At 65.2% G+C, this 19,501-nt stretch carries 17 protein-coding genes and 3 pseudogenes; 11 read left to right on the top strand and 9 right to left on the bottom strand.

The window, feature by feature from the left end; all coding sequences use genetic code 11:
• Nucleotides 1-20: 20 nt before the first annotated feature.
• The 3 genes and pseudogenes from OKW40_RS23885 to OKW40_RS23875 form a co-directional block, all read right to left on the bottom strand.
• Complete coding sequence (locus OKW40_RS23885; RefSeq protein WP_184066858.1) at nucleotides 21-449, bottom strand: YciI family protein; 429 nt, start codon at nucleotides 447-449, stop codon at nucleotides 21-23.
• A 106-nt stretch (nucleotides 450-555) separates the two neighbouring features.
• Nucleotides 556-1,594 (bottom strand): annotated as a pseudogene (gene pstS / locus OKW40_RS23880) (phosphate ABC transporter substrate-binding protein PstS).
• A gap of 268 nt (nucleotides 1,595-1,862) precedes the next feature.
• Nucleotides 1,863-2,030: pseudogene (locus OKW40_RS23875) on the bottom strand (LysR family transcriptional regulator); the annotation flags it as partial.
• 1 nt (nucleotide 2,031) lies between these two features.
• Here OKW40_RS23875 and OKW40_RS23870 point away from each other — a divergent pair.
• Both OKW40_RS23870 and OKW40_RS23865 read left to right on the top strand, forming a co-directional pair.
• A pseudogene (locus tag OKW40_RS23870) lies at nucleotides 2,032-2,470 on the top strand (SDR family oxidoreductase); the annotation flags it as partial.
• Nucleotides 2,471-2,750: 280 nt separating this feature from the next.
• Nucleotides 2,751-3,053: a DUF4148 domain-containing protein gene (locus tag OKW40_RS23865; protein ID WP_184029736.1), complete on the top strand. Its 303-nt coding sequence runs from the start codon at nucleotides 2,751-2,753 to the stop codon at nucleotides 3,051-3,053.
• 231 nt (nucleotides 3,054-3,284) lie between these two features.
• Here OKW40_RS23865 and OKW40_RS23860 read toward each other — a convergent pair whose 3' ends face one another.
• The 3 genes from OKW40_RS23860 to OKW40_RS23850 form a co-directional block, all read right to left on the bottom strand.
• Nucleotides 3,285-3,473 (bottom strand): hypothetical protein, encoded by a 189-nt coding sequence (locus tag OKW40_RS23860; protein ID WP_018418322.1) that lies wholly within the window; start codon nucleotides 3,471-3,473, stop codon nucleotides 3,285-3,287.
• Nucleotides 3,474-3,588: 115 nt separating this feature from the next.
• On the bottom strand, nucleotides 3,589-3,891 hold the full coding sequence (locus tag OKW40_RS23855) for a hypothetical protein (protein WP_429491808.1): 303 nt from the start codon (nucleotides 3,889-3,891) through the stop codon (nucleotides 3,589-3,591).
• On the bottom strand, nucleotides 3,888-4,262 hold the full coding sequence (locus tag OKW40_RS23850) for a phage holin family protein (RefSeq protein WP_090804170.1): 375 nt from the start codon (nucleotides 4,260-4,262) through the stop codon (nucleotides 3,888-3,890). Before OKW40_RS23850 ends, OKW40_RS23855 begins: the two co-directional genes overlap by 4 nt.
• A 224-nt stretch (nucleotides 4,263-4,486) precedes the next feature.
• On the opposite strand from OKW40_RS23850, the gene OKW40_RS23845 reads away from it, so the two are divergent.
• Nucleotides 4,487-4,888 carry a DUF6566 family protein gene (locus tag OKW40_RS23845; protein ID WP_429491806.1) on the top strand — a complete coding sequence of 134 codons (402 nt, stop codon included), beginning with the start codon at nucleotides 4,487-4,489 and terminating at the stop codon, nucleotides 4,886-4,888.
• A gap of 148 nt (nucleotides 4,889-5,036) precedes the next feature.
• Here the strand turns inward: OKW40_RS23845 and OKW40_RS23840 are convergent, their stop codons facing one another.
• The gene (locus tag OKW40_RS23840; RefSeq protein ID WP_018418326.1) at nucleotides 5,037-5,282 is read right to left on the bottom strand and encodes a hypothetical protein; all 246 of its coding nucleotides are present in this window, start codon (nucleotides 5,280-5,282) and stop codon (nucleotides 5,037-5,039) included.
• A gap of 118 nt (nucleotides 5,283-5,400) precedes the next feature.
• Complete coding sequence (locus OKW40_RS23835; RefSeq protein WP_429491804.1) at nucleotides 5,401-6,810, bottom strand: 3-deoxy-D-arabino-heptulosonate 7-phosphate synthase; 1,410 nt, start codon at nucleotides 6,808-6,810, stop codon at nucleotides 5,401-5,403.
• Between the two features lie 371 nt (nucleotides 6,811-7,181).
• Here OKW40_RS23835 and OKW40_RS23830 point away from each other — a divergent pair, with 371 nt between their 5' ends.
• The 8 genes from OKW40_RS23830 to OKW40_RS23795 all read left to right on the top strand — a co-directional run bounded on the left by OKW40_RS23830 (nucleotide 7,182) and on the right by OKW40_RS23795 (nucleotide 19,068).
• Nucleotides 7,182-8,432 carry an MFS transporter gene (locus OKW40_RS23830; protein WP_429491802.1) on the top strand — a complete coding sequence of 417 codons (1,251 nt, stop codon included), beginning with the start codon at nucleotides 7,182-7,184 and terminating at the stop codon, nucleotides 8,430-8,432.
• Nucleotides 8,433-8,764: 332 nt separating this feature from the next.
• Nucleotides 8,765-9,628 (top strand): TetR/AcrR family transcriptional regulator, encoded by an 864-nt coding sequence (locus OKW40_RS23825; RefSeq protein ID WP_429491801.1) that lies wholly within the window; start codon nucleotides 8,765-8,767, stop codon nucleotides 9,626-9,628.
• A 212-nt stretch (nucleotides 9,629-9,840) separates the two neighbouring features.
• Nucleotides 9,841-12,339 carry an acyl-CoA dehydrogenase gene (locus tag OKW40_RS23820; protein WP_429491799.1) on the top strand — a complete coding sequence of 833 codons (2,499 nt, stop codon included), beginning with the start codon at nucleotides 9,841-9,843 and terminating at the stop codon, nucleotides 12,337-12,339.
• A gap of 144 nt (nucleotides 12,340-12,483) precedes the next feature.
• Nucleotides 12,484-13,899 (top strand): 3-oxoacyl-ACP reductase, encoded by a 1,416-nt coding sequence (locus OKW40_RS23815; protein WP_429491797.1) that lies wholly within the window; start codon nucleotides 12,484-12,486, stop codon nucleotides 13,897-13,899.
• A gap of 14 nt (nucleotides 13,900-13,913) precedes the next feature.
• A complete protein-coding gene (locus tag OKW40_RS23810) occupies nucleotides 13,914-14,846 on the top strand; it encodes a MaoC/PaaZ C-terminal domain-containing protein (protein ID WP_090804158.1) in 933 nt (310 codons plus the stop codon).
• A 59-nt stretch (nucleotides 14,847-14,905) separates the two neighbouring features.
• Nucleotides 14,906-16,207: an acetyl-CoA C-acetyltransferase gene (locus OKW40_RS23805; protein WP_429491795.1), complete on the top strand. Its 1,302-nt coding sequence runs from the start codon at nucleotides 14,906-14,908 to the stop codon at nucleotides 16,205-16,207.
• 37 nt (nucleotides 16,208-16,244) lie between these two features.
• Nucleotides 16,245-18,032, top strand: a complete 1,788-nt coding sequence (locus tag OKW40_RS23800; protein WP_429491793.1) for an AMP-binding protein — start codon at nucleotides 16,245-16,247, stop codon at nucleotides 18,030-18,032.
• A 97-nt stretch (nucleotides 18,033-18,129) separates the two neighbouring features.
• Complete coding sequence (locus OKW40_RS23795) at nucleotides 18,130-19,068, top strand: DUF1571 domain-containing protein (protein WP_429491792.1); 939 nt, start codon at nucleotides 18,130-18,132, stop codon at nucleotides 19,066-19,068.
• Here OKW40_RS23795 and OKW40_RS23790 read toward each other — a convergent pair.
• Nucleotides 19,065-19,493: a hypothetical protein gene (locus OKW40_RS23790; RefSeq protein ID WP_429491790.1), complete on the bottom strand. Its 429-nt coding sequence runs from the start codon at nucleotides 19,491-19,493 to the stop codon at nucleotides 19,065-19,067. The genes OKW40_RS23795 and OKW40_RS23790 overlap by 4 nt on opposite strands.
• Between the last annotated feature and the right edge of the window lie 8 nt (nucleotides 19,494-19,501).

Below are 19,501 nucleotides of genomic sequence, written 5' to 3'. Positions count from 1 at the left end.
GACTGATGCGGTGAAAATCGTCAACGCATCTGCCCGTCAATTTGCCTGCGCAGACGATTTTCCTCGTCTTGAAGCTCGGGCGTAAAAGCTTCGCCAAAATCCGCAGGCTCAAAGAACGGGCGAATCTCGATCTCTGAATCACTGACCATCGGATTCGGGCAGCGCTTTACCCATTCAATCGCTTCGTCCATCGATTGAACCTGCCAGAGCCAGTACCCGGCGATCAATTCCTTGGTTTCCGCAAACGGGCCGTCAATGACGGTGCGGTCCTTCCCTGAGAACCTCACGCGAGCGCCGGCCGAACTCGGCTTCAACCCGTCGCCGCCCTGCATGATGCCGGCCTTGACCAATTGCTCGTTGTACTGCCCCATCGCCGTGAGGAGTTCGGTACTCGGCATTTGCCCGGCTTCCGATTCGGGGGTTGCCTTGATCATGACCATGACGCGCATTTGGGTTTTCCCTTAGAAGACGAAAGTGTCTGGAGGCAACGGCGCCTCCAGTGACTACGACGAATGATCATAGGGGAAATCGACATGCGCCAGACACGATTGCTGGTCACGGCACTGCGAACGCGTTGTGCACCGACTTTTCGCCTGTATCGGCGGGCCATTGTGCGCGGATCTTCGTCACGACCAGCTCCGGAAGCGGTATGTAATCCAGCGCGTTGACCGTCGGCCCACCATGACTCAACGCCCATTCGAAAAACTTCAAGGTGGCTTCGTCGTGGCCCGGCTTGTTCGGCATCGCGGGGAAGCAACACATAAGTCGCACCCATGACCGGCCAGGCATCCTTGCCCGGCTGGTTGGTCAGCGATTGCGAGAGAGAGCCCGACCAGTCGGCGCTCGCCGCGGCTGCCTTGAAGGTCGCGGCGCTGGGCTGAACGACATTACCCGCCGCATTGGTCATGGCAACGTACTTCAAGCGGTTCTGTTTCGTGAAATCCCATGCGACATAGCCGATTGCGCCGGGCAGATAGCCGACATACGTGGCAATGCCCTCGTTGCCTTTGCCGCCGATGCCGAGCGGCCACCGCACGCTGGTGCCTTCGCCTACCCTGCGCTTCCATTCCGGACTGACCTGCGCGAGGTAGTGAGTCCAGATCAGCGTCGTGCCCGAGCCATCCTGGCGACGCACCACGGCAATCGGGTAATTAGGCATCTTGATCTTTGGGTTCAACCGCACGATTGCCGGGTCGTCCCAGAACTGAATCTTGCCGAGATAGATGTCGGCGACGACCGGCCCCGTCAACATCACCTCGCCGGCTTTGAGCCCCGGAAGGTTCACGACGGGTACCACGCCGCCGATTACGGTTGGAAATTGCCGCAAGCCGTTGCGGGTCAGTTGATCGTCGGTCAGTGGCGCGTCCGAGCCCGCAAAGTCGACTTCCCGGGCGATGACCTGCTTGAGCCCATCGGACGAACCCGTGCCCTGATAGATCACCGTGCTGCCACCCGACTTCTGGTAGTCGGCGGCCCATCGGGTGTAGAGAGGAGCGGCGAACGTGCTGCCGGCTCCCTTGATGTCGGCGGCGTAGGCCGCGGCTGCGCATGAACAGCAGATCAGACCAGCCATGATGGCGTCGATTGTTCTCACGAATGTCTCCCGTCGGTTCTTGTTCCGGGACATCGCTGATCCAGACCTGCTGCGTCAACTCGTTGGAGGGCGACCGTGCCGGCGATTCAATGTGCAGTTTTCATCGGGTGTGTCAGGTCTCCGGCATGACGCGCCATACGACACATTAAAGAACGGTGACAGACCGAATTCCAGTTGAATCGTGCTATCGAACGCGCCGTGCCCGGCGGCCTCTTCCCCAATTGCAGGCATCCGGTTTCCGGATAGCCGACACACCTCAGACATCCCTTCACGTCTCGTCCCACGGTGGCACGCCCGAGAACGCGTTGACCAGGAAATCGATTGCCGCACGAACTTTTGCGCTCACGTGGCGACGGCTCGGATACAGCGCGAGCACATCGATATCCGGCAAACGGTATTCAGGCAATACCTGGACGAGCCGGCCTGCGCGTAGGTCAGCGACGCTGGCCACCAACCTGACGAGCGCGTTTGTCGGCGCCAAGCATCAGATTCCTGAAATGATCAAGCAAGGCGGTGGGTCGATCATCTTCACGTCGACGTTCGTCGGCTACTCGTTCGCCTTCCCGGGGACCGCCGCCTATGCCGCGAGCAAAGCCGGGCTGATCGGACTGACGCAAGCGCTCGCGGCTGAATACGGCCCGCAAGGCGTGCGCGTCCAACGCGATCCTCCCGGGCGCGGTGGACACGCAGATGTATCGCGGTATGAACGATACGGCCGAATCGCAGACGTTCGTGACCGGGCTGCACGCGCTCAAGCGGGTCGCAAAGCCGGAAGAGATTGCCCGCTCGGCGCTCTACCTTGCTTCCGACGATTCGTCCTTCGTGACGGGTACCGCTTCGTTGGTGGACGGTGGGGCTTCGATTACGCGCACCTGAGCTTTCTTGACGACGGCACCCGCGGGAATGCGGATGTTCGACGACGACCCGCGAACGGCTGCTTGACCCACGCTTCGATGATGTCGGCTCGTGTCCTCGGATGCGCGGCCGACATCGGAGCGTTCGGGCGCTAGCGTCGACCAGCGTCGGCTGATGGACGAACCCCCTACCATGGAAAATAAACGACCACTGTGCGGTTCCTCACCTAACCTTTGATCAGTTGAACCGCGAAAAGCAAAGCGCGAGTCAGCCGGAGTAACCAACAAGGAGGCGGGCCATCATGAAGACGTTAGTCCACACAGCTTGCGCGGTCGCGGTCATGGCTGTGTCAGTTGCATCGCTGGCGCAGTCGGACGGGGCGCTGACGCACGCGCAAGTGCAGGCAGAAATCGCTCAGCTCGAGCAAGCCGGCTTCAATCCGGCCAATGCGAATACCGTCGACTTTCCTACCAACATGCCGACCACCAACGCCACTGCCGCAGGCCAAAGCAGCGGCTACGGCCCCGCGACCAGCGGTACGCAGCAGATGGGTAATCCGGCCAGCACGAGTGGGATGAAGCCGGTGTTCTTTGGCGGATCGTAAGCCTGCTCGCCTGACCAGCTCGACGATGCAGAGCATGCCGTCCCCGCCGGGGACGGCGTGGAGTGTCGTGCTATGCGCGCTTGCAGAGTGGTTTCGGCCGCCGCCTGAATGCCCGAAGCCGTCATGACGACGATTTCGGACGCACCCGACCCGAGCGCCATGTCGCATGGCGCCTGTTGTATTGCCAGCCTTGTTTCGCTGAGCGCCTGGGCGCAAACAGCTAACACCTCGTCAGCGTTTGTTAACGTCGATGGTCAGGATTTCGTATCCGGGGTCGGCGTGCTCGTTCGCGACTTTATTCGCTTCCTCATACGAGCGAAAGGACGTGGCTTCCTTAATCTCCGGTGCCATGCCGATATCGCCGTCCTCTGCCGTGCAGAGGAACTTTTCGCCGGTCTTTACGACGTAGACGGTCGTCATATTTCCCTCCATGGCTTGCAGGGGAACTTCCAGTCTAGCAGGCTGGTAGGGTTGCACACGGTTCGCTGAGGCGATTCTGCTTTGCCTGGTCCGATCGCTGCATTCGCTCAGGGCGTCACTGCGCGATCGACCGCCGCACATTGCGGGCGATCCACGCCGCAAGACCGGAACGGCCCGCGATCGACAGCGTGCGGCGCGGCCCCAGCACGATGCCGCCGATCACCAGCGCGAGAAGCAGCGCAACATGCGGCGCCTCGGCGAGCGACGCGAGCACATTGCCGGCGGAGTAGCGCGAGGCGGCCCGCACCGCCGGCAACGCGGCAGTCTGGTTCGCCGCGACCAATGCGGCTCGCGATGCCTCCATGCGTTTCAGAATGGTGACCCGGGCAAGCTCATTTGCGTGATGTGGCTGACTCATTTGAGCGACTCCCTGAGAGCGTCAAGATCGGAATGAATCTCGGCCTTGAGCACGTGAAGCGATTGCGCCGGTTTCTGCGCCCGCAAGACGAGCAAGGACACGATGCACACGAGCAGCCACGCGGCGGCAACGCCCCAGACCACCGCAAGGAAGTAAGGCGTCTGCCACGCGGTGGCGATGATCGCGATGCAAATGAAGGACAGCGTGAACAGGCCCGCGACTGCCAACGCCATGAGTGCGCTCAACTCGCGCACCAGACGCTTTCGCGTCTCCTCGACTTCCAGCGCGAGCAGTTCGCTATAGTCGGTTACACGTTCGACGCAGAATCGCCCGACGTTGCGCCACCTCGTGACCTTCGCATGGATCGACATTCCCTCCTCCTTACGATTCATTTGCGCCGGCCGCCATCAGCAAAGACTTCGCCTCTCGACCGACAGAGCGAAGCGACGCCAGCGTTGAGCGCAGCGCAAGAGCCGGGCCCGCGCTGAGCGATCGCACGCCGCGTGCCCGTTTCTGGACGGATGCCTGCACGCGTTCGCCCTGTCGGCACAGCGCTTGCTCGAATCAGGCAGATCATTCGCTCGCCGAGGACAGCATGACCCCGCTCCCCCCAACTGAGCACACTGACCGCAGCGCCGGCGCAAGCATCGGCGAGACCGGCTCCGATATGGCTAGCGCGGACGGACGCGCGATGCCGGCCGCGCGCGCCGAGCCCGGCTCCCACCACGCGATGCATGACGCGCACCGCGGCGCGCTGATCACGGTGACCGCCCATCGGAACTCGCGAGGCGCCTGGATCGCCGATGTGTCGATTTCCCGCGAGGGCCGGCCGCTGGAGATACCCGCCAATCTGGCCAACGCGGAGCCCGTGACGCCGGAATGGCTCACCGAGGCGGAAGCGTTGCGCGCCGGCATCGAACAGGGCCGCTATCTGATCGACCGGACGCTGGGCGGCGGCTCCGCACCTCTGTCGGCGTCGCTGGGGCCGGTGCGCTGACGCGGGCGTCGCCACACGCGCACGTTGCAATACGCGCACGTTGCAAATGTTGTAATTGCGGGTTCGACGGATTGTCCGGGTCGAGATTGTCTTTTTGATCGCCGAGGCGTTAGAACCGTGCCCGCGCCGGCGACCCGGCGCAAACGTGTTACTCGTCGCTATCGAGCCCGCCCGGCGGCGGCCCGATCGTCATGCCCGCGCCCGACCCTGTGCGGGTTCCGGGGGGATAGGCATCGGTTGCTGTCTCGGGCGGAACGTCCGCGACGCAGCGGCTCGCGTCGCCGTCGCGCAGACATTGCACGAAACGGTCCGCCTCCTGTGGCGAACGAAATCCGTAGATCTTGCTGGCAACCTGCACCTGTGTGTCCGACAGTCGCTTCGACGGCGTTTCCATCACCACTCCTTTTTGCTCGAAGATATATTGCTACGAGCAACGCGCGCGCCACCTCCAATGCAATCGCGCCGCGACTGCGGCACAGCGCTTGCGTGGGCCCCAGGCAGACCTGGCAGGCCTAGCGCGCCGCGCTCAACCGTCTTGCGTCGGCGATGCCGACGGCGGCCCGCAAGTCGTCCGGATGAACCATCAATTCGCGGACCTCGCGCAGCGTCGCGTACTGGTCGAGCGCCGTCCGCCATCTCGGCGATTCGAGCAACTGATGCCACACCGGTTCCAGCACCGCGCAATCGGCATCACGGCCATCCGCCAGTGCGGCCGCGAAATCGAGGCTGGCGTGCGCCGACAGCAGCTGCATCCGGCTCGCAGGGCCCAGCACGCGCGGCGCCGCTTCGACGGGTGCGTCGCAGCAATAGAGCACGGTCCTGCGAAGACCGGCCCCGTCGCTCGTCAGCGCGGCGAGCGACGCGCCGCTCAATCCCACCGTCCCCTGCTGCGTCCGAAACGGGTAGACGGTGTGCGGGTCCGCATGCGCAAGCAGCGTCAGTCCACGCACGAGCCGCGGCAGATCGGTGGTGGCCGCATCGACCGATGCCTTCGCTTCGACGAGCAGGCAGACGTCCCACGCCGCCGCGTCGGCCGGGGGCTGTGCCTGGCGCAGCAGCACCACGTCCCATTCGGTTTTCGCGCGCTCGTGGCTCGCGGGTATCGCGGCCGGCACGCGCATCGAGTTCACGACACGGTACGAGGCGAGCGCCCCCTGCGCGTCATTGAGGCGCCGCGCGAGCGCGTCGAGCGCATCGGCGGCCGATGCCTCGACCGCGGCGCCGCGCTGCTTCGAACTCAAGCCTCGTGCCACGGCAGTCGAGCTTCCCGGGCGCGGCCCCTGACGATCCCACAGCGTCTGGTACTGACGCACGCGCTCGTCGGACGCGAGCGCGTAAAGACGGCGCAAGCGCTGCAAAGCGGCACTCTCCAGCAATTGCGCGAGGCCGCGTTGCAGCGCCGCGTCGTGCGCGATTTGCGGCGTATCGATGCAAGCTTGCACGGCTTCGGCCAGCGCGGGCCACGCTTCGGCGAACGCCAGCGCGTGCAGATGCGCCAGCGCGTCGCGTTGCAGGCCGGGTAGCAGCCTCTGCTGTTTGGCCGGATGTGCGATCGCATTGACGGCCGCGTAGATCAGCCGGCGATCGACGCTCGCGTGCGCGGCCAGCGACGCGTACTCGCGCACCACCGTGCTGCGGTGCCGTAGCAGCATCGCCTGAAACACCGGGTCGCCGGCTTCCTCGCGCATCGCCTCCCGAATCATGCGCGCGAGCGCCTCGACGAAGAAGCGCTGGTTCGCCGCATCCGGCGCTTCGCCACGCGCGCTCGCCTCGCGAGCCTGCTCGATCGCGAGCGCGAGCACGGTGGCGGGTCTCGCTTGCTGCGTCGGCGCGCAGACGGCCGCAAGCGCCGGCAGGCGATAGCGACGCGCGACAGCGTCGAGCATCTCGTCGAGCAACGAAGGCGATGGCGTCAAGGACATAGCGATATGTCGATCAGTTGGCGAAATAACTGTACATGAAGGTTCGATGCGGCGCGCGGACCGGCACGGGCCGCCCCGTCAAAACGCCATTGCCATAAACTTCATGAAAAATGGGCGCTGGGAAATCCCGATAAACATTACAAAATACAAACATGAATCGAACCGGCAATTACATTTTTCCGACATTAAACATGCACTACGAATTCAGCACGAAAATTGCTCTCCGGATTAACACGGAGAAAACCGGCTTCAACCATGCAGATGCTTAACGCTCGGCGTACACTCGCCGGGAAGCGCTTGCCATAAGGCGCAAGGGCTACGGTGCCGTCCGCGATCAAACGCGGTTTTGTGGAGACTGAGGAGAACAATCAATGAGCTGGACTCGGGAACAGAGAAACGTCACGATCGCCGCCTATCTAGGCTGGACCCTCGACGCATTCGATTTCTTTCTGATGGTGTTCGTATTGAAAGATATCGCGCAGGAATTCAATACGGACATTCCTTCGGTCACAGTCGCGATCATGCTGACCTTGATGATGCGCCCGCTCGGCGCATTGATTTTCGGCTGGCTCGCCGACAAATACGGCCGTCGTCCGACGCTGATGGTCAACATCGCGTGCTTCTCCCTGCTCGAACTGCTGTCCGGTCTGTCGCCGAACCTGATGACGCTGCTCGTGCTGCGCGCGCTGTTCGGTATCGCGATGGGCGGCGAATGGGGTGTCGGCGGCGCGCTGACCATGGAAACCGTGCCGACGAAGTCGCGCGGTATCGTGTCGGGTCTTCTGCAAGCCGGTTATCCGAGCGGCTACCTGCTCGCGTCGATCGTGTTCGGCCTGTTCTATCAATACATCGGCTGGCGCGGCATGTTCTTCGTCGGCGTGCTGCCCGCGCTGCTCGTGCTGTACATTCGCGCGCACGTGCCGGAGTCGCCCGCGTTCAAGACGCTCGAGAAGAAGGTCCGTCCTGGCCTCGTCGCGACGCTCAAGCTGAACGTCGGTCTGTCGATGTACGCGATCATCCTGATGACCGCCTTCAACTTCTTCTCGCACGGCTCGCAGGATCTGTATCCGACCTTCCTGCGCGTACAGCGCCAGTTCGACGCGCACACGGTGTCGTGGATCACGATCACGCTGAACATCGGCGCGATCTGCGGGGGTCTGTTCTTCGGCTGGGCGTCGGAGAAGATCGGCCGCAAGCGCGCGATTTTCATCGCCGCGTTGATCGCGCTGCCGGTGCTGCCGCTGTGGGCCTTCTCGACCACGCCGACCCTGCTCGCGCTCGGCGCGTTCCTGATGCAGATCTCGGTGCAAGGCGCCTGGGGCGTGATTCCGGTGCACCTGAACGAAATCTCGCCCGATGAAATCCGCGCGACCTTCCCCGGTCTCGTGTATCAGCTCGGCAATCTGATCGCGTCGGTCAACGGTCCGCTGCAAGCGAAAATCGCCGAAGTGCACGGCAACAACTACGCGCTCGTGCTGGCGATCGTGGTCGGCATCGTCGCGATCCTGATCTGCGCGCTGATTCCGTTCAGTCGCGAGCGCCGTGGCATCGACATGACGCAGTCCGCGCGTGAAGTCGTCGGCGCGGAATCGACGGACGGCGCGGTCGGAGGACGAGTTTAAGAGCTTGAGGCTTTCGAACTGGACGGCTAGCCAATACGCGTCAACGCGTGGAGCCGGGTCAACCCGGTCGTCGAGCGCAAGGCCAGATTACATCGCAACACGACACGAGGCCGTTCCGATTCGTTCGGAACGGTCTTTTTATTTTCCGCGCGGCATGACGCGCCGCGCTTCGCCAGCATGGCTCCCCGACAGGTCTTCTAGAGGAGTTCGTCGAGCCCGTCCCTTGATCGCACCGACCATCCTTTCTTATCCTAAAAAAAACGGTCGTTTCAAATATCGATTTGAATCGCGTGTTTGCGAGCCGGCAGCCCCGGCAACTGGGAGACGGCAACATGGCAGTTCGCACAGCCGGCCGGCATGCCGGCGATACGAAGTCACGCATTCTCGACGCCGCGGAGACGCTGTTCATCGAATGCGGCTATGAGGCGATGTCGCTGCGCCAGATCACTTCGCGCGCCGAAGTCAATCTCGCGGCGGTCAACTATCACTTCGGCAGCAAGGAATCGCTGATTCACTCGATGCTGTCGCGCCGGCTCGATCAGCTGAACCGGGAGCGCCTGAAGCTGCTCGACCGTTTCGACGTCATGCTCGGCGCGCGCCTGACCTGCGAGCACGTGCTCGGCGCGATGTTCATTCCGGCGCTGCGTCTGTCGCGCGATCCGCGTGTCGGCGGCAAAGCGTTTCTGCGCCTGCTCGGGCGCGCCTACACCGATCCCGCGTCGTTCATCCGCGACTTTCTGAACGCGCATTACGAAGCGGTGGCGATGCGCTTCTTCGACGCGTTCCAGCGCGCGCTGCCGCATCTGCCTCGCGAGGAGCTCGGCTGGCGGTTGCATTTCGCGATCGGCGCGCTGTCGGGGGTGCTCGCCGGCACCGATACCGACACCCTGATTGCCGAGTTCTCGCAAGGCAAGTCGATGAACGATCTGCAGCTCATCGCGCGCCTTGCGTCGCTGATGGTCTCCGCGCTGAAGGCGCCGCTGCCGGACGGCTCGCAACTGGCCGTGTTCGGCGCCGTGCTCGGCGATGCGACCGACGGCGGCGTGGACGGCACGTTCGCCAGTGCGCAAGAACATACCAGCGGCGAGGCGGCCGCGTGCGCAGTGGCACGCGACACGTTCGACAGCAACAGCCGCGGCGGCACGATGGAAGCGGCGCCGGCAAGCTATCAGCATGGGCTGCACGGCACCGCCTGACGACGTCTCACGGCGTCATTGCGTCATCACTCGACGTAACCACCACACGTCGTACATGGAACCCGATCGAGCTCGCTTACCCGAGCAGTACATTTACGTTGCGCAGCTGCGCCGTGCCCGTCAGTCGAATCGGTAAGACACGGTAACGCCCGACGCAAGTGCGCGACTCGCAGCTGGCCCGGCGATTGCGTCACCACAGAGGAGGAAACGTCATGCCGTGGTTCATCCTGGCGCTCGTCATCGCCGCATTCGCTCTCGTCTACGTTCAGGCCCGCGCCTCATGGTGGCTCGCGGCGCTGATCGTCTGGGTCGCGGCCGCACTCGTGAGCGGCGCGGCCGGCCCGCTGCTGACGACACTGCTCGCGATCGTGTTCGTACTCCCCGCCCTCGTGCTGACGATCAAACCGCTGCGCCGCGCATGGCTCGCGAAACCGGTGCTCGACACGTTCCGCAAGATCCTGCCGCAGATGTCGCCGACCGAGCGCGACGCGATCGAGGCGGGCACGGTCTGGTGGGATGCCGAGCTGTTCTCGGGCCGCCCGCACTGGGACACGCTGCTCGGCTATGGCCCGGCCATGCTCAGCGCCGAAGAGCAGACGTTCCTCGACGTCGAATGCGAGCAGCTGTGCGACCTCGCGAACGACTGGGAAACCACGATGGTCTGGCAGGACCTGTCGCCGCCAACGTGGCAGTTCATCAAGCAGCACGGCTTTCTCGGCATGATCATTCCGAAGCAGTACGGCGGCAAGCAGTTCTCCGCGTACGCGCATTCGCAGGTGATCATGAAGCTCGCGACGCGCTGCTCGGCCGCGGCCGTGTCGGTGATGGTGCCGAACTCGCTCGGCCCGGCCGAGTTGCTGATGCACTACGGCACCGACGCGCAGAAGAACTACTATCTGCCGCGTCTCGCGCGCGGCGAGGAAATCCCCTGCTTCGCGCTGACGAGCCCGTATGCCGGGTCCGACGCCGCCGCGATTCCCGATGTCGGCATCGCTTGCCGGGGCCTGCACGAGGGCCGCGAGACGCTCGGCTTTCGCGTCACGTGGGACAAGCGCTACATCACGCTCGGGCCGATCGCGACCGTACTCGGCCTCGCGTTCCGCGCGCTCGACCCCGACCATCTGCTCGGCGCGAACGACGAACCGGGCATCACCTGCGCGCTGATTCCGACCGAACACCCTGGCGTCGACATCGGCCGGCGTCACTGGCCGTTGAACGCGGTATTCCAGAACGGCCCGAACTCGGGCAAGGACGTGTTCATTCCGCTCGACTGGGTGATCGGCGGACGCGCCCAGGTCGGCAACGGCTGGCGCATGCTGATGGAGTGTCTGGCGGCGGGCCGCGCGATCTCGCTGCCGTCGTCGAACGTCGGGATGGCGAAGATTGCCGTGCGCGGCACCGGCGCATATGCCGCGATTCGGCGCCAGTTCCGCACCGCCGTCGGCAAGTTCGAGGGCGTGCAGGAAGCGCTCGGCCGCATGGGCGGCAACCTGTACGTGATGGACGCCGCGCGCCGGCTGTCCGCGCAGGCGGTCGACCTCGGCGAAAAGCCCTCCGTCATTTCGGCGATCGCCAAATATCACATCACCGAGCGCGCGCGCATGGTCATCAACGACGGCATGGACGTCGTCGCCGGCAAGGGTATTTGCATGGGGCCGTCGAACTTTCTGGCGCGCGCGTATCAGCAAATGCCGATCTCGATCACCGTCGAAGGCGCGAACATTCTGACGCGCTGTCTGATCATCTTCGGCCAGGGCGCGATTCGCTGCCATCCGTACGTGTTGAAGGAAATGACGGCGACGCGCGAGCCCGATCGCGCGAAAGCCTTGCGCGAGTTCGACGCGGCGTTCTTCGGTCACGTGAATTTCACGGTGTCGAACGTGGTGCGCAGTGCCGTGTATGGGCTGAGCGGCGGCGCGCTGATCGCGAAGCCGCGCCGCGCGTATGCGCCGCTCCATGCGTACTATCGCGCGGCGACGCGTCTGTCGGCCGTGTTCGCGTTGCTCGCCGACGTGTCGATGTTGGTGCTCGGCGGCGATCTGAAGCGTCGCGAACGCATCTCGGGACGCCTCGGGGACGTGCTGTCGCAGCTGTTCCTGATCTCGGCGACGCTGAAGCGTTTCGAGGACGAAGGCCGACAGCACGACGACTTGCCGCTCGTGCGGTGGGGCGTCGAGGATGCGCTGTACAAGGCGCAGCACGCGCTCGACGGCGTGCTCGCGAACTACCCGAACCGGGTCGCCGCGACGCTCGTGCGTGTGCTCGCATTCCCGTTCGGCCTGCCGCATCGCGAGCCGTCGGACCGGCTCGGCAGCGAGATCGCCGAACTGATGCAAACGCCCGGCGCCGCGCGCGAGCGGCTCGTCGCCGACTCGTACGTGCCGCACCCCGACGTCGATGCGCTCGGCTATGGCGAGCTCGCGTTCGCGCTCAATCCGCAGTTCACGCAAATCGAGCAGAAGCTGCGCGAGGCGGTGAAGCAGGGTCTGCTCGAACCGCTGCCGCAAAGCCTGCCGCAGTTCGCCGCATGGACCGATGCGGCGCAACGCCAGGGCCTCGTCGACGCGGACGAGCGGCGCGTGCTCGACGACTACGCGCGCTACGGCGCGCAGGTCGTCAAGGTCGACGATTTCCCGGCCGACTTCGACCTGCTCGCGAGCTTGCAACAGCGCAAGCAGGCGCTCGAAAAGGCGCTGGAACTGGTGGCCTGATGCGCGCGCTGACGCAGAAAAAACTACCGACCCAGCGCGGCAAACCGTACCCGAGTCACGCAACTCAAGGCACACTGACACACGTCCGGCGCCCCTGAAAATCACGGGGCTGCCTGCGGCGCGTCCAGCAGAGCAACCGATAACATGAACGACTCCTACCTGAAGTTCGTCAACTCGCCGTTCGGCGGCCGTCTCGCGCGCTCGCTCGGGCTGCCGAAGCCCGAGGTGCTGCGGCGCTATCGCGCGGACCGGCCCGAGTTCGACGGACTGATCGCGATCGGCGCGGGCCGCGAGCCGCGCCTGTTCGACGCGCTCGCGAGTCTGATCGCCACCATCGGCATGACGAGCGTCGCGCACGAAAGCGCCGGGCTGTGGGTGCCGCTCGCCCATCGCCACGGCCTGATGACCGGCCGCTTCGAGCCGGCCGAAGCCGGTGCGCCGGGCAAGCTTGCCGCGTTGATGTTCGACGCGAGCGGTATCGACGACAGCAGCCTGCTCGAACCGCTGCACGGCTTTTTCCACGACACGCTGCGCTCGCTCGGCAAGTGTGGGCGCATCGTCGTGCTGGGCCGGCCGCCCGAGGCCTGCGCGAGCCCGCGTCAGTGGACTGCCCAGCGCGCGCTCGAAGGGCTCGTGCGCTCGCTCGGCAAGGAAGCGCGGCGCGGCATCGCCGCGAATCTCGTGTACGTGGAGGAAGGCGCTGAAAACGCCATCGAGGCGACGCTGCGCTTTTTCCTGTCGCCGCGCTCGGCCTATGTGTCCGGTCAGGTGGTGCGGATCGCGGCACATGGCGCGCTGCCGCACGACGCGCCCGCGTTCGACTGGCGCCAGCCGCTCGCCGGCCGGCGTGCGCTGGTCACGGGCGCGGCGCGCGGCATCGGCGCGGCGATCGCGAGCGTGATCGCGGCCGAGGGCGCGCATGTGATCGGCCTCGACATTCCGTCCGCGCGCGACGCGCTCGATGCGACGATGCGGCAGCTGAACGGCAGCCCGCTCGCGTTCGACATCGCCGCGCCCGAAGCGCCCGCGCAGATCGCCGCCGCGCTCGACGAGCTCGGCGTCGACATCGTCGTGCACAACGCCGGCATCACGAAGGATAAGACCATCGCGAAGATGACCGACGCCGTCTGGCAAAGCGTGATCGACATCAACCTGAGCGCGCAGGAACGCATCGACGACGCGCTGCTCGCGGGCGGCATCTTGCGCGACGGCGGGCGCATCGTCGCGGTGTCGTCGATCAGCGGCATCGCGGGCAATCGCGGCCAGACCAACTACGCGACGTCCAAGGCTGGCGTGATCGGCCGGGTGCAGAGCATGGCGCCGCCACTGCGCGCGCGCGGCATCACGATCAACGCGGTCGCGCCCGGCTTCATCGAAACGCAGATGACCGCGAAGATTCCGCTCGCGATCCGCGAGACCGGCCGCCGCATGAACTCGATGAGCCAGGGCGGCCAGCCCGTCGACGTCGCGCAGACCATCGCGTGGCTCGCGCACCCGGGCTCGGCTGGCGTGACGGGCCAGGTCGTGCGCGTGTGCGGTCAAAGCCTGATTGGCGCCTGAACGGGAGCATGGGTATGGACGAACCGCGTGATCCGTTCGGCAGCCGTCAGCTCGCTCCCGCGCCGGGCGACGGCGCGCGGCCGAAAACCGTCGTCATCGAAACGCTGCCCGCGCCGGCCAAGCTGTACGGGCGCGCGCTGACAGGCATCGTCAAGCGCGGCCGCGACACGCGGCTGCCGCCGTTGCGGCTCGTGCGCCCCGCCGTCGTGCTCGAGCCCGGCCCCGTGTGGCGCTATGCGCGCGTGTGCGGCTTCATTCCCGAGCACGGCGTGCCGCTGACCTACCCGCACCTGCTCGCGTTTCCGCTGCATCTGCTGATGCTGACCGACCCCGCGTTTCCGTGGCCCGCGCTCGGTCTCGTGCATTTGGCCAATCACGTGCGGCTGCGCCGCCCGCTCGCCTACAAGGACCTGCTGCGCATCGAGGTCGAATTCGGCGCGCTGCTGCGTCACGACAAGGGCCAGGCGTTCGTCGTGCATACGCGCATCTATCGGCGCGGCGAGGCGGTGTGGGACGGCGACAGCATCTATCTGAAGCGCGCGGTGCCGGCGCTCGGCCATCCGCTCGAAGCGTTGACGCTCGGTCCCGATGCGCTGCAACGGATCGCGCGCTGGCAGCTCGCGCCGCAACTGGGCCGCGACTACGCGAGCGCGTCCGGCGACTACAACCCGATCCACATCAGCGCGCTGTCGGCGAAGGCGTTCGGCTTTCCGCGCGCGATCGCGCATGGCATGTGGACGCTCGCGCGCGCGGCGTCGTCGCTGCAGCCGCCGAAGCCGCTCGCCGAAGCAACGCTCAGCGCCGAGTTCAAGGTGCCGATGCTGCTGCCGGGCGAAGCGTCGCTGTGGAGCGCATCGCCTTCGCTGATCGAGCGCGATCTCGAGGTGCGCGATATCGCCGGGGAAAAGCCGCATTTGCGCGGGCGCATGCAGTGGCGGCTGCTGTGAACCGCGAGCGCGCCGTTCGCATCGAACAATAATCTGGAAACGACCCAAAGGAGCCGAGTATGTCCCACCCGCAACCTGCCGTGCGCCGCGTCGCCGTCATCGGGGGCAACCGGATTCCGTTCGCCCGCTCGAACACCGTGTACGCGAGCGCATCGAATCAGGACATGCTGAGCTTCACGCTGCAAGGGCTGATCGATCGCTATGACCTGCACGGCGTGCGTCTCGGCGAAGTCGCGGCGGGCGCCGTCATCAAGCATTCGCGCGACTTCAACCTGACGCGCGAGTCCGTGCTGTCCACCACGCTCGCGAAGGAAACGCCCGCCTACGACGTGCAGCAGGCCTGCGGCACCGGCCTCGAAGCCGCGATCCTCGTCGCCAACAAGATCGCGCTCGGGCAGATCGACGCGGGCATCGCGGGCGGCGTCGATACCACGTCCGACACGCCGATCGGCGTCAACGAGCGCATGCGCAAGATCCTGCTCGAAGCGAATCGCGGCAAGAGTACCGGTCAGCGTCTCGCCGCACTCAGCAGGCTGCGGCCCGGCATGTTGTTCAGGCCGCTGTTGCCGCGCAACGGCGAGCCCCGCACGGGGCTGTCGATGGGCGAGCATTGCGAGCTGATGGCCAAGCGCTGGAACATCTCGCGCGAGGCGCAGGACGTGCTCGCGTACGAGAGCCATCGCAAGCTCGCCGATGCGTACGCGCGCGGCTTCGTCAACGATCTGATGACGCCGTACAAAGGCCTCGCGCGCGACAACAACCTGCGCGCCGACCTGTCGCTCGAAAGGCTTGCGAACCTGAAGCCCGTGTTCGACCGCGACGCGGGCACGCTGACCGCCGGCAACTCGACGCCGCTGACCGATGGCGCATCCGCGGTACTGCTCGCGAGCGAAGCGTGGGCGGCCGAGCGTGGCTTGCCCGTGCTCGCGTATCTGAGCTGGTCGGAAACCGCGGCGGTCGACTTTTTCGACCAGCAGGAAGGCCTTCTGATGGCGCCCGCCTACGCGGTGCCGCGCATGCTCGCGCGCGCCGGCCTCACGCTGCAGGACTTCGATTTCTACGAAATCCACGAAGCGTTCGCGGCCCAGGTGTTGTGCACGCTCGCGGCATGGCAGGATGACGAATATTGCCGCACGCGGCTTGGCCTCGCCGGCGCGCTCGGTGCGATCGACCGCACCAGGCTCAACGTGAACGGCGGTTCGCTCGCGACCGGCCATCCGTTTGCGGCGACGGGCGGACGTATCGTCGCCGCGCTCGCGAAGATGCTGGCGCAACTCGACCAACCGGCCGGCAGCGCACGCGGGCTGATCTCGATCTGCGCGGCGGGCGGCCAGGGGGTCGTCGCGATTCTGGAACGCTAGCGCGGCAGCGCATACCAACATTTTCAGGAGGCAACCGATGACCGAGCCCACCCAAGCCCCGCTGCACGTGCCGGACGCAGGCGGCACGCCTCGTCAAAACCCGGTGCCCCACCCCGCTCCGAACACCGACGGCATCTGGTACGCGTCCTATCCGGACGACGTGCCGCGCGACATCGACGTCACGCAATACGAGTCGATCGATCAGTTCTTCGACGAATGCACCGCACAGTTCCGCGAGCGCGTCGCGTACGTGAGCGTCGGCGCGAACCTGACCTACGGTGAACTGGGCCGCAAGGCGAGCGCGTTCGCGGCGTACCTGCAAAGCATCGGCGTGGAGCCGGGCGAGCGCGTCGCGATCATGCTGCCGAACACCTTCCAGTATCCGGTCGCGCTGTTCGGCACGATCAAGGCGGGCGCGGTGGTCGTCAACGTGAATCCGCTCTACACGGTGCGCGAACTCGCGCACCAGCTAAAGGACAGCGGCGCGCAGACGATCGTCGTATTCGAGAACTTCGCGAAGACGCTCGAAGATGCATTGCCCGGCACCAAGGTGCGCAACGTGATCGTGACCGGGCTCGGCGATCTGCTCGCCGACGGCGCGAACCTGAAGGGACACCTGCTCAATTTCATGCTGCGTCACGTGAAAAAGATGGTGCCCCCTTACAAGCTGCCGCAAGCGGTGCCGCTCCTGACAGCGCTTTCGGCCGGTTATGCGCGGCCGCACACACCGGTGCGCGCGACCCACGAAGACATCGCGTTCCTGCAATACACGGGCGGCACGACCGGCGTCGCGAAAGGCGCGATGCTCACGCACCGGAACATCGTCGCCAATCTGTTGCAGGCGAAGGCGTGGGCCGCGGGGCAGCTGTCCGGCGAGGGCGAAACGGTGCTCACGCCGCTGCCGCTTTATCACATCTACTCGCTGACCGTGAATGCGCTGATCTTCATGGGGCTCGGCGGGCGCAACATCCTGATCGCGAATCCGCGCGACATGAAGCGCGTGATGATGATCATCCGTCACGAAAAATTCACCGGCATGACCGCGGTCAACACGCTCTATAACGCGTTCCTCGACAACGAGGAATTCTGTCGGCGCGACTTCTCGGACCTGAAGCTCGCGATGGCGGGCGGCATGGCGACGCAGAAAGCCGTCGCCGAGCGCTTCAAGGCGGTGACGGGCAAGCCGATCATCGAGGGCTACGGACTCACCGAGTGCTCGCCGATCGTCTCGATGAATCCGGTCGATCTGACCAATCTGCGCGACTTCGAGGGCTCGATCGGCTTGCCCGCGCCGTCCACGCAGGTGCGCTTCAGGAAAGACGACGGCAGCTGGGCCAATATCGGCGAGGCGGGCGAGCTGTGCGTGAAGGGCCCGCAGGTCATGAAGGGCTACTGGAACCGCCCCGACGAAACCGCGAAGGTGATCGACGACGACGGCTGGCTCGCGACCGGCGACATCGGCGTGATGGACTCGCGCGGCTTTATCCGTCTGATCGATCGCAAGAAGGACATGATCCTCGTGTCGGGCTTCAACGTGTATCCGAACGAAATCGAGGACGTGATCGCAGCGCATCCGGACGTGCGCGAAGTCGCCGCGATCGGCGTGTCCGACCCCGCGCAGGGCGAGCGCGTGAAGGTGTTCATCGTGCGGCGCACGCCGACACTGACCGCCGAGCAGGTGATTGCGTACTGCCGCAAGAATCTGACTGGCTACAAGGTGCCGAAGCTCGTCGAGTTCCGCGACGAGCTGCCGCAAACCAACGTCGGCAAAATTCTGCGCCGTGCGTTGCGCGACGAGGAACTCGCGAAACAGAAGTCCGCCTGACGGGAATAAGCGTTGCTTCAAAGCGTTATTGCTTTGTTGCTTCGCGTTATTGCCTTGCAGGTTGCATGAGCGGCCGCGTCACTTTCTGGAGAAATTCATGAAGCACCGCATGACCGCCCGTTCGCATCGCCGGCGACAGCGCTTGCTGGGTGCGCTGCTCGTCGCGCTCGGCCTGCTGTCGGTGCCGACGGCCTTCGCGCAGAACGACGATCGCCCGCCCCCGCTCAACACCGCGAGCGCCGTCAAGCCACCCACCACGCCGGCCGCGCAGGTCGGCATGCTGACGCTCGACCAGCAGGTCAAATGGCTGCGCGCCGCGCAGCAAAGCGGCACGCTCGAAAAGCTCGACGACGCGCAACTGGTCGCGCTGTTCCAGTCGCTCGATCCGCTCGCGCTGCCGCGCTATATCAAGGAAGGGCCGAACGACTACCCGTCGTACGAGTTCACGATGTCGCGCTCCGAGCGCATTCGCGGCATATGGCCCGACAAGCCCGATCACATGCTGGTGCGCGTCGCGCACGACCCGCTGCGCATCTACGCGAAGTGGCTGCCCGACGGCGCGCACGCGGGCCAGGAAATCATCTACGACGAATCGAAACGTAGCGACGAAACCTACGGCCACCTCGGCGGCATCATGAACGTGATGCCGTTGTGGACGTCGCTGACCGGCGCGCTCGCACGCTCGCAATCGAATCACAGCGTGCGCGATCTCGGCACCGAGTACGTTGCCGATCAATACCTGAGTGAAGGAAAAAAATACACCGAGGCCGGCTTGCCACGTTCGGTGCGGATCGCAGTGAAGACCATCGACGGTGTGCGCGTCGTCGCGTTCACGTTCGAAACACCGGTCGGCCAGCCACAGTTCTACGCGAAAAAAGAAACGCTCGGGCTCGATCTGCGTCATCCGTTCTTTCGCAGCGTCCAGTCTTACGACAACGACGGCAAGATTTTCGAGCAGATCGTGTTCGAGAGCATCACGCCGAGGACATTCGACGATTCGACCTTCGATCCGAAGAACAAGGACTACAAGTTCTAGCGCGCGCTGCGCGGCGTCAGCGCGAAGGCCACGTGGGCGGGTTGCGCGTCCAGCCCCTCGCGCGCTTCGTGACGATGCTCGACGAAGCGTCCCGTGCGAAGCGCGAGGTGTTGCAGGACGAAGTAATCGGACGCGCGCGTAAAGCCGATCAGCGCGGGCATCGCGTGCGGGGTCCGCCCATCGTCGAGCAGTGGCGCAAGTGTGGTGAACCAGAGCGCACCCGCATCGTCGCCGGTTTCGAAGGTCGGCAAGCGAAGATGCGCGGCATAGCGTGCGAACGACGCGCCGCATTCGAGCGTCGAGTCGACGATCGCGAACGCGCGCGCATCGTCAGCGCACGCGGCGGCTTGCGCGAGCCACGGCCATGCGCCGCCCGCGGCCGTCGCGAGGCATGCACCGGTGAGCATGAAAGTGCGTCGATCCATTGGCGTGT

It is taken from the genome of Paraburkholderia sp. RAU6.4a (genome assembly GCF_050435625.1).
GTDB lineage: Bacteria > Pseudomonadota > Gammaproteobacteria > Burkholderiales > Burkholderiaceae > Paraburkholderia > Paraburkholderia tuberum.
This window is presented reverse-complemented; position numbering and strand designations above follow the sequence as displayed.

What these genes read in the sequence shown, in the direction of transcription:
- OKW40_RS23885 (WP_184066858.1), bottom strand. Translation starts at nt 449, where the DNA reads ATGCGCGTCATGGTCATGATCAAGGCAACCCCCGAATCGGAAGCCGGG.
- OKW40_RS23865 (WP_184029736.1), top strand. Translation starts at nt 2,751, where the DNA reads ATGAAGACGTTAGTCCACACAGCTTGCGCGGTCGCGGTCATGGCTGTG.
- OKW40_RS23860 (WP_018418322.1), bottom strand. Translation starts at nt 3,473, where the DNA reads ATGACGACCGTCTACGTCGTAAAGACCGGCGAAAAGTTCCTCTGCACG.
- OKW40_RS23855 (WP_429491808.1), bottom strand. Translation starts at nt 3,891, where the DNA reads ATGAGTCAGCCACATCACGCAAATGAGCTTGCCCGGGTCACCATTCTG.
- OKW40_RS23850 (WP_090804170.1), bottom strand. Translation starts at nt 4,262, where the DNA reads ATGTCGATCCATGCGAAGGTCACGAGGTGGCGCAACGTCGGGCGATTC.
- OKW40_RS23845 (WP_429491806.1), top strand. Translation starts at nt 4,487, where the DNA reads ATGACCCCGCTCCCCCCAACTGAGCACACTGACCGCAGCGCCGGCGCA.
- OKW40_RS23840 (WP_018418326.1), bottom strand. Translation starts at nt 5,282, where the DNA reads ATGGAAACGCCGTCGAAGCGACTGTCGGACACACAGGTGCAGGTTGCC.
- OKW40_RS23835 (WP_429491804.1), bottom strand. Translation starts at nt 6,810, where the DNA reads ATGTCCTTGACGCCATCGCCTTCGTTGCTCGACGAGATGCTCGACGCT.
- OKW40_RS23830 (WP_429491802.1), top strand. Translation starts at nt 7,182, where the DNA reads ATGAGCTGGACTCGGGAACAGAGAAACGTCACGATCGCCGCCTATCTA.
- OKW40_RS23825 (WP_429491801.1), top strand. Translation starts at nt 8,765, where the DNA reads ATGGCAGTTCGCACAGCCGGCCGGCATGCCGGCGATACGAAGTCACGC.
- OKW40_RS23820 (WP_429491799.1), top strand. Translation starts at nt 9,841, where the DNA reads ATGCCGTGGTTCATCCTGGCGCTCGTCATCGCCGCATTCGCTCTCGTC.
- OKW40_RS23815 (WP_429491797.1), top strand. Translation starts at nt 12,484, where the DNA reads ATGAACGACTCCTACCTGAAGTTCGTCAACTCGCCGTTCGGCGGCCGT.
- OKW40_RS23810 (WP_090804158.1), top strand. Translation starts at nt 13,914, where the DNA reads ATGGACGAACCGCGTGATCCGTTCGGCAGCCGTCAGCTCGCTCCCGCG.
- OKW40_RS23805 (WP_429491795.1), top strand. Translation starts at nt 14,906, where the DNA reads ATGTCCCACCCGCAACCTGCCGTGCGCCGCGTCGCCGTCATCGGGGGC.
- OKW40_RS23800 (WP_429491793.1), top strand. Translation starts at nt 16,245, where the DNA reads ATGACCGAGCCCACCCAAGCCCCGCTGCACGTGCCGGACGCAGGCGGC.
- OKW40_RS23795 (WP_429491792.1), top strand. Translation starts at nt 18,130, where the DNA reads ATGAAGCACCGCATGACCGCCCGTTCGCATCGCCGGCGACAGCGCTTG.
- OKW40_RS23790 (WP_429491790.1), bottom strand. Translation starts at nt 19,493, where the DNA reads ATGGATCGACGCACTTTCATGCTCACCGGTGCATGCCTCGCGACGGCC.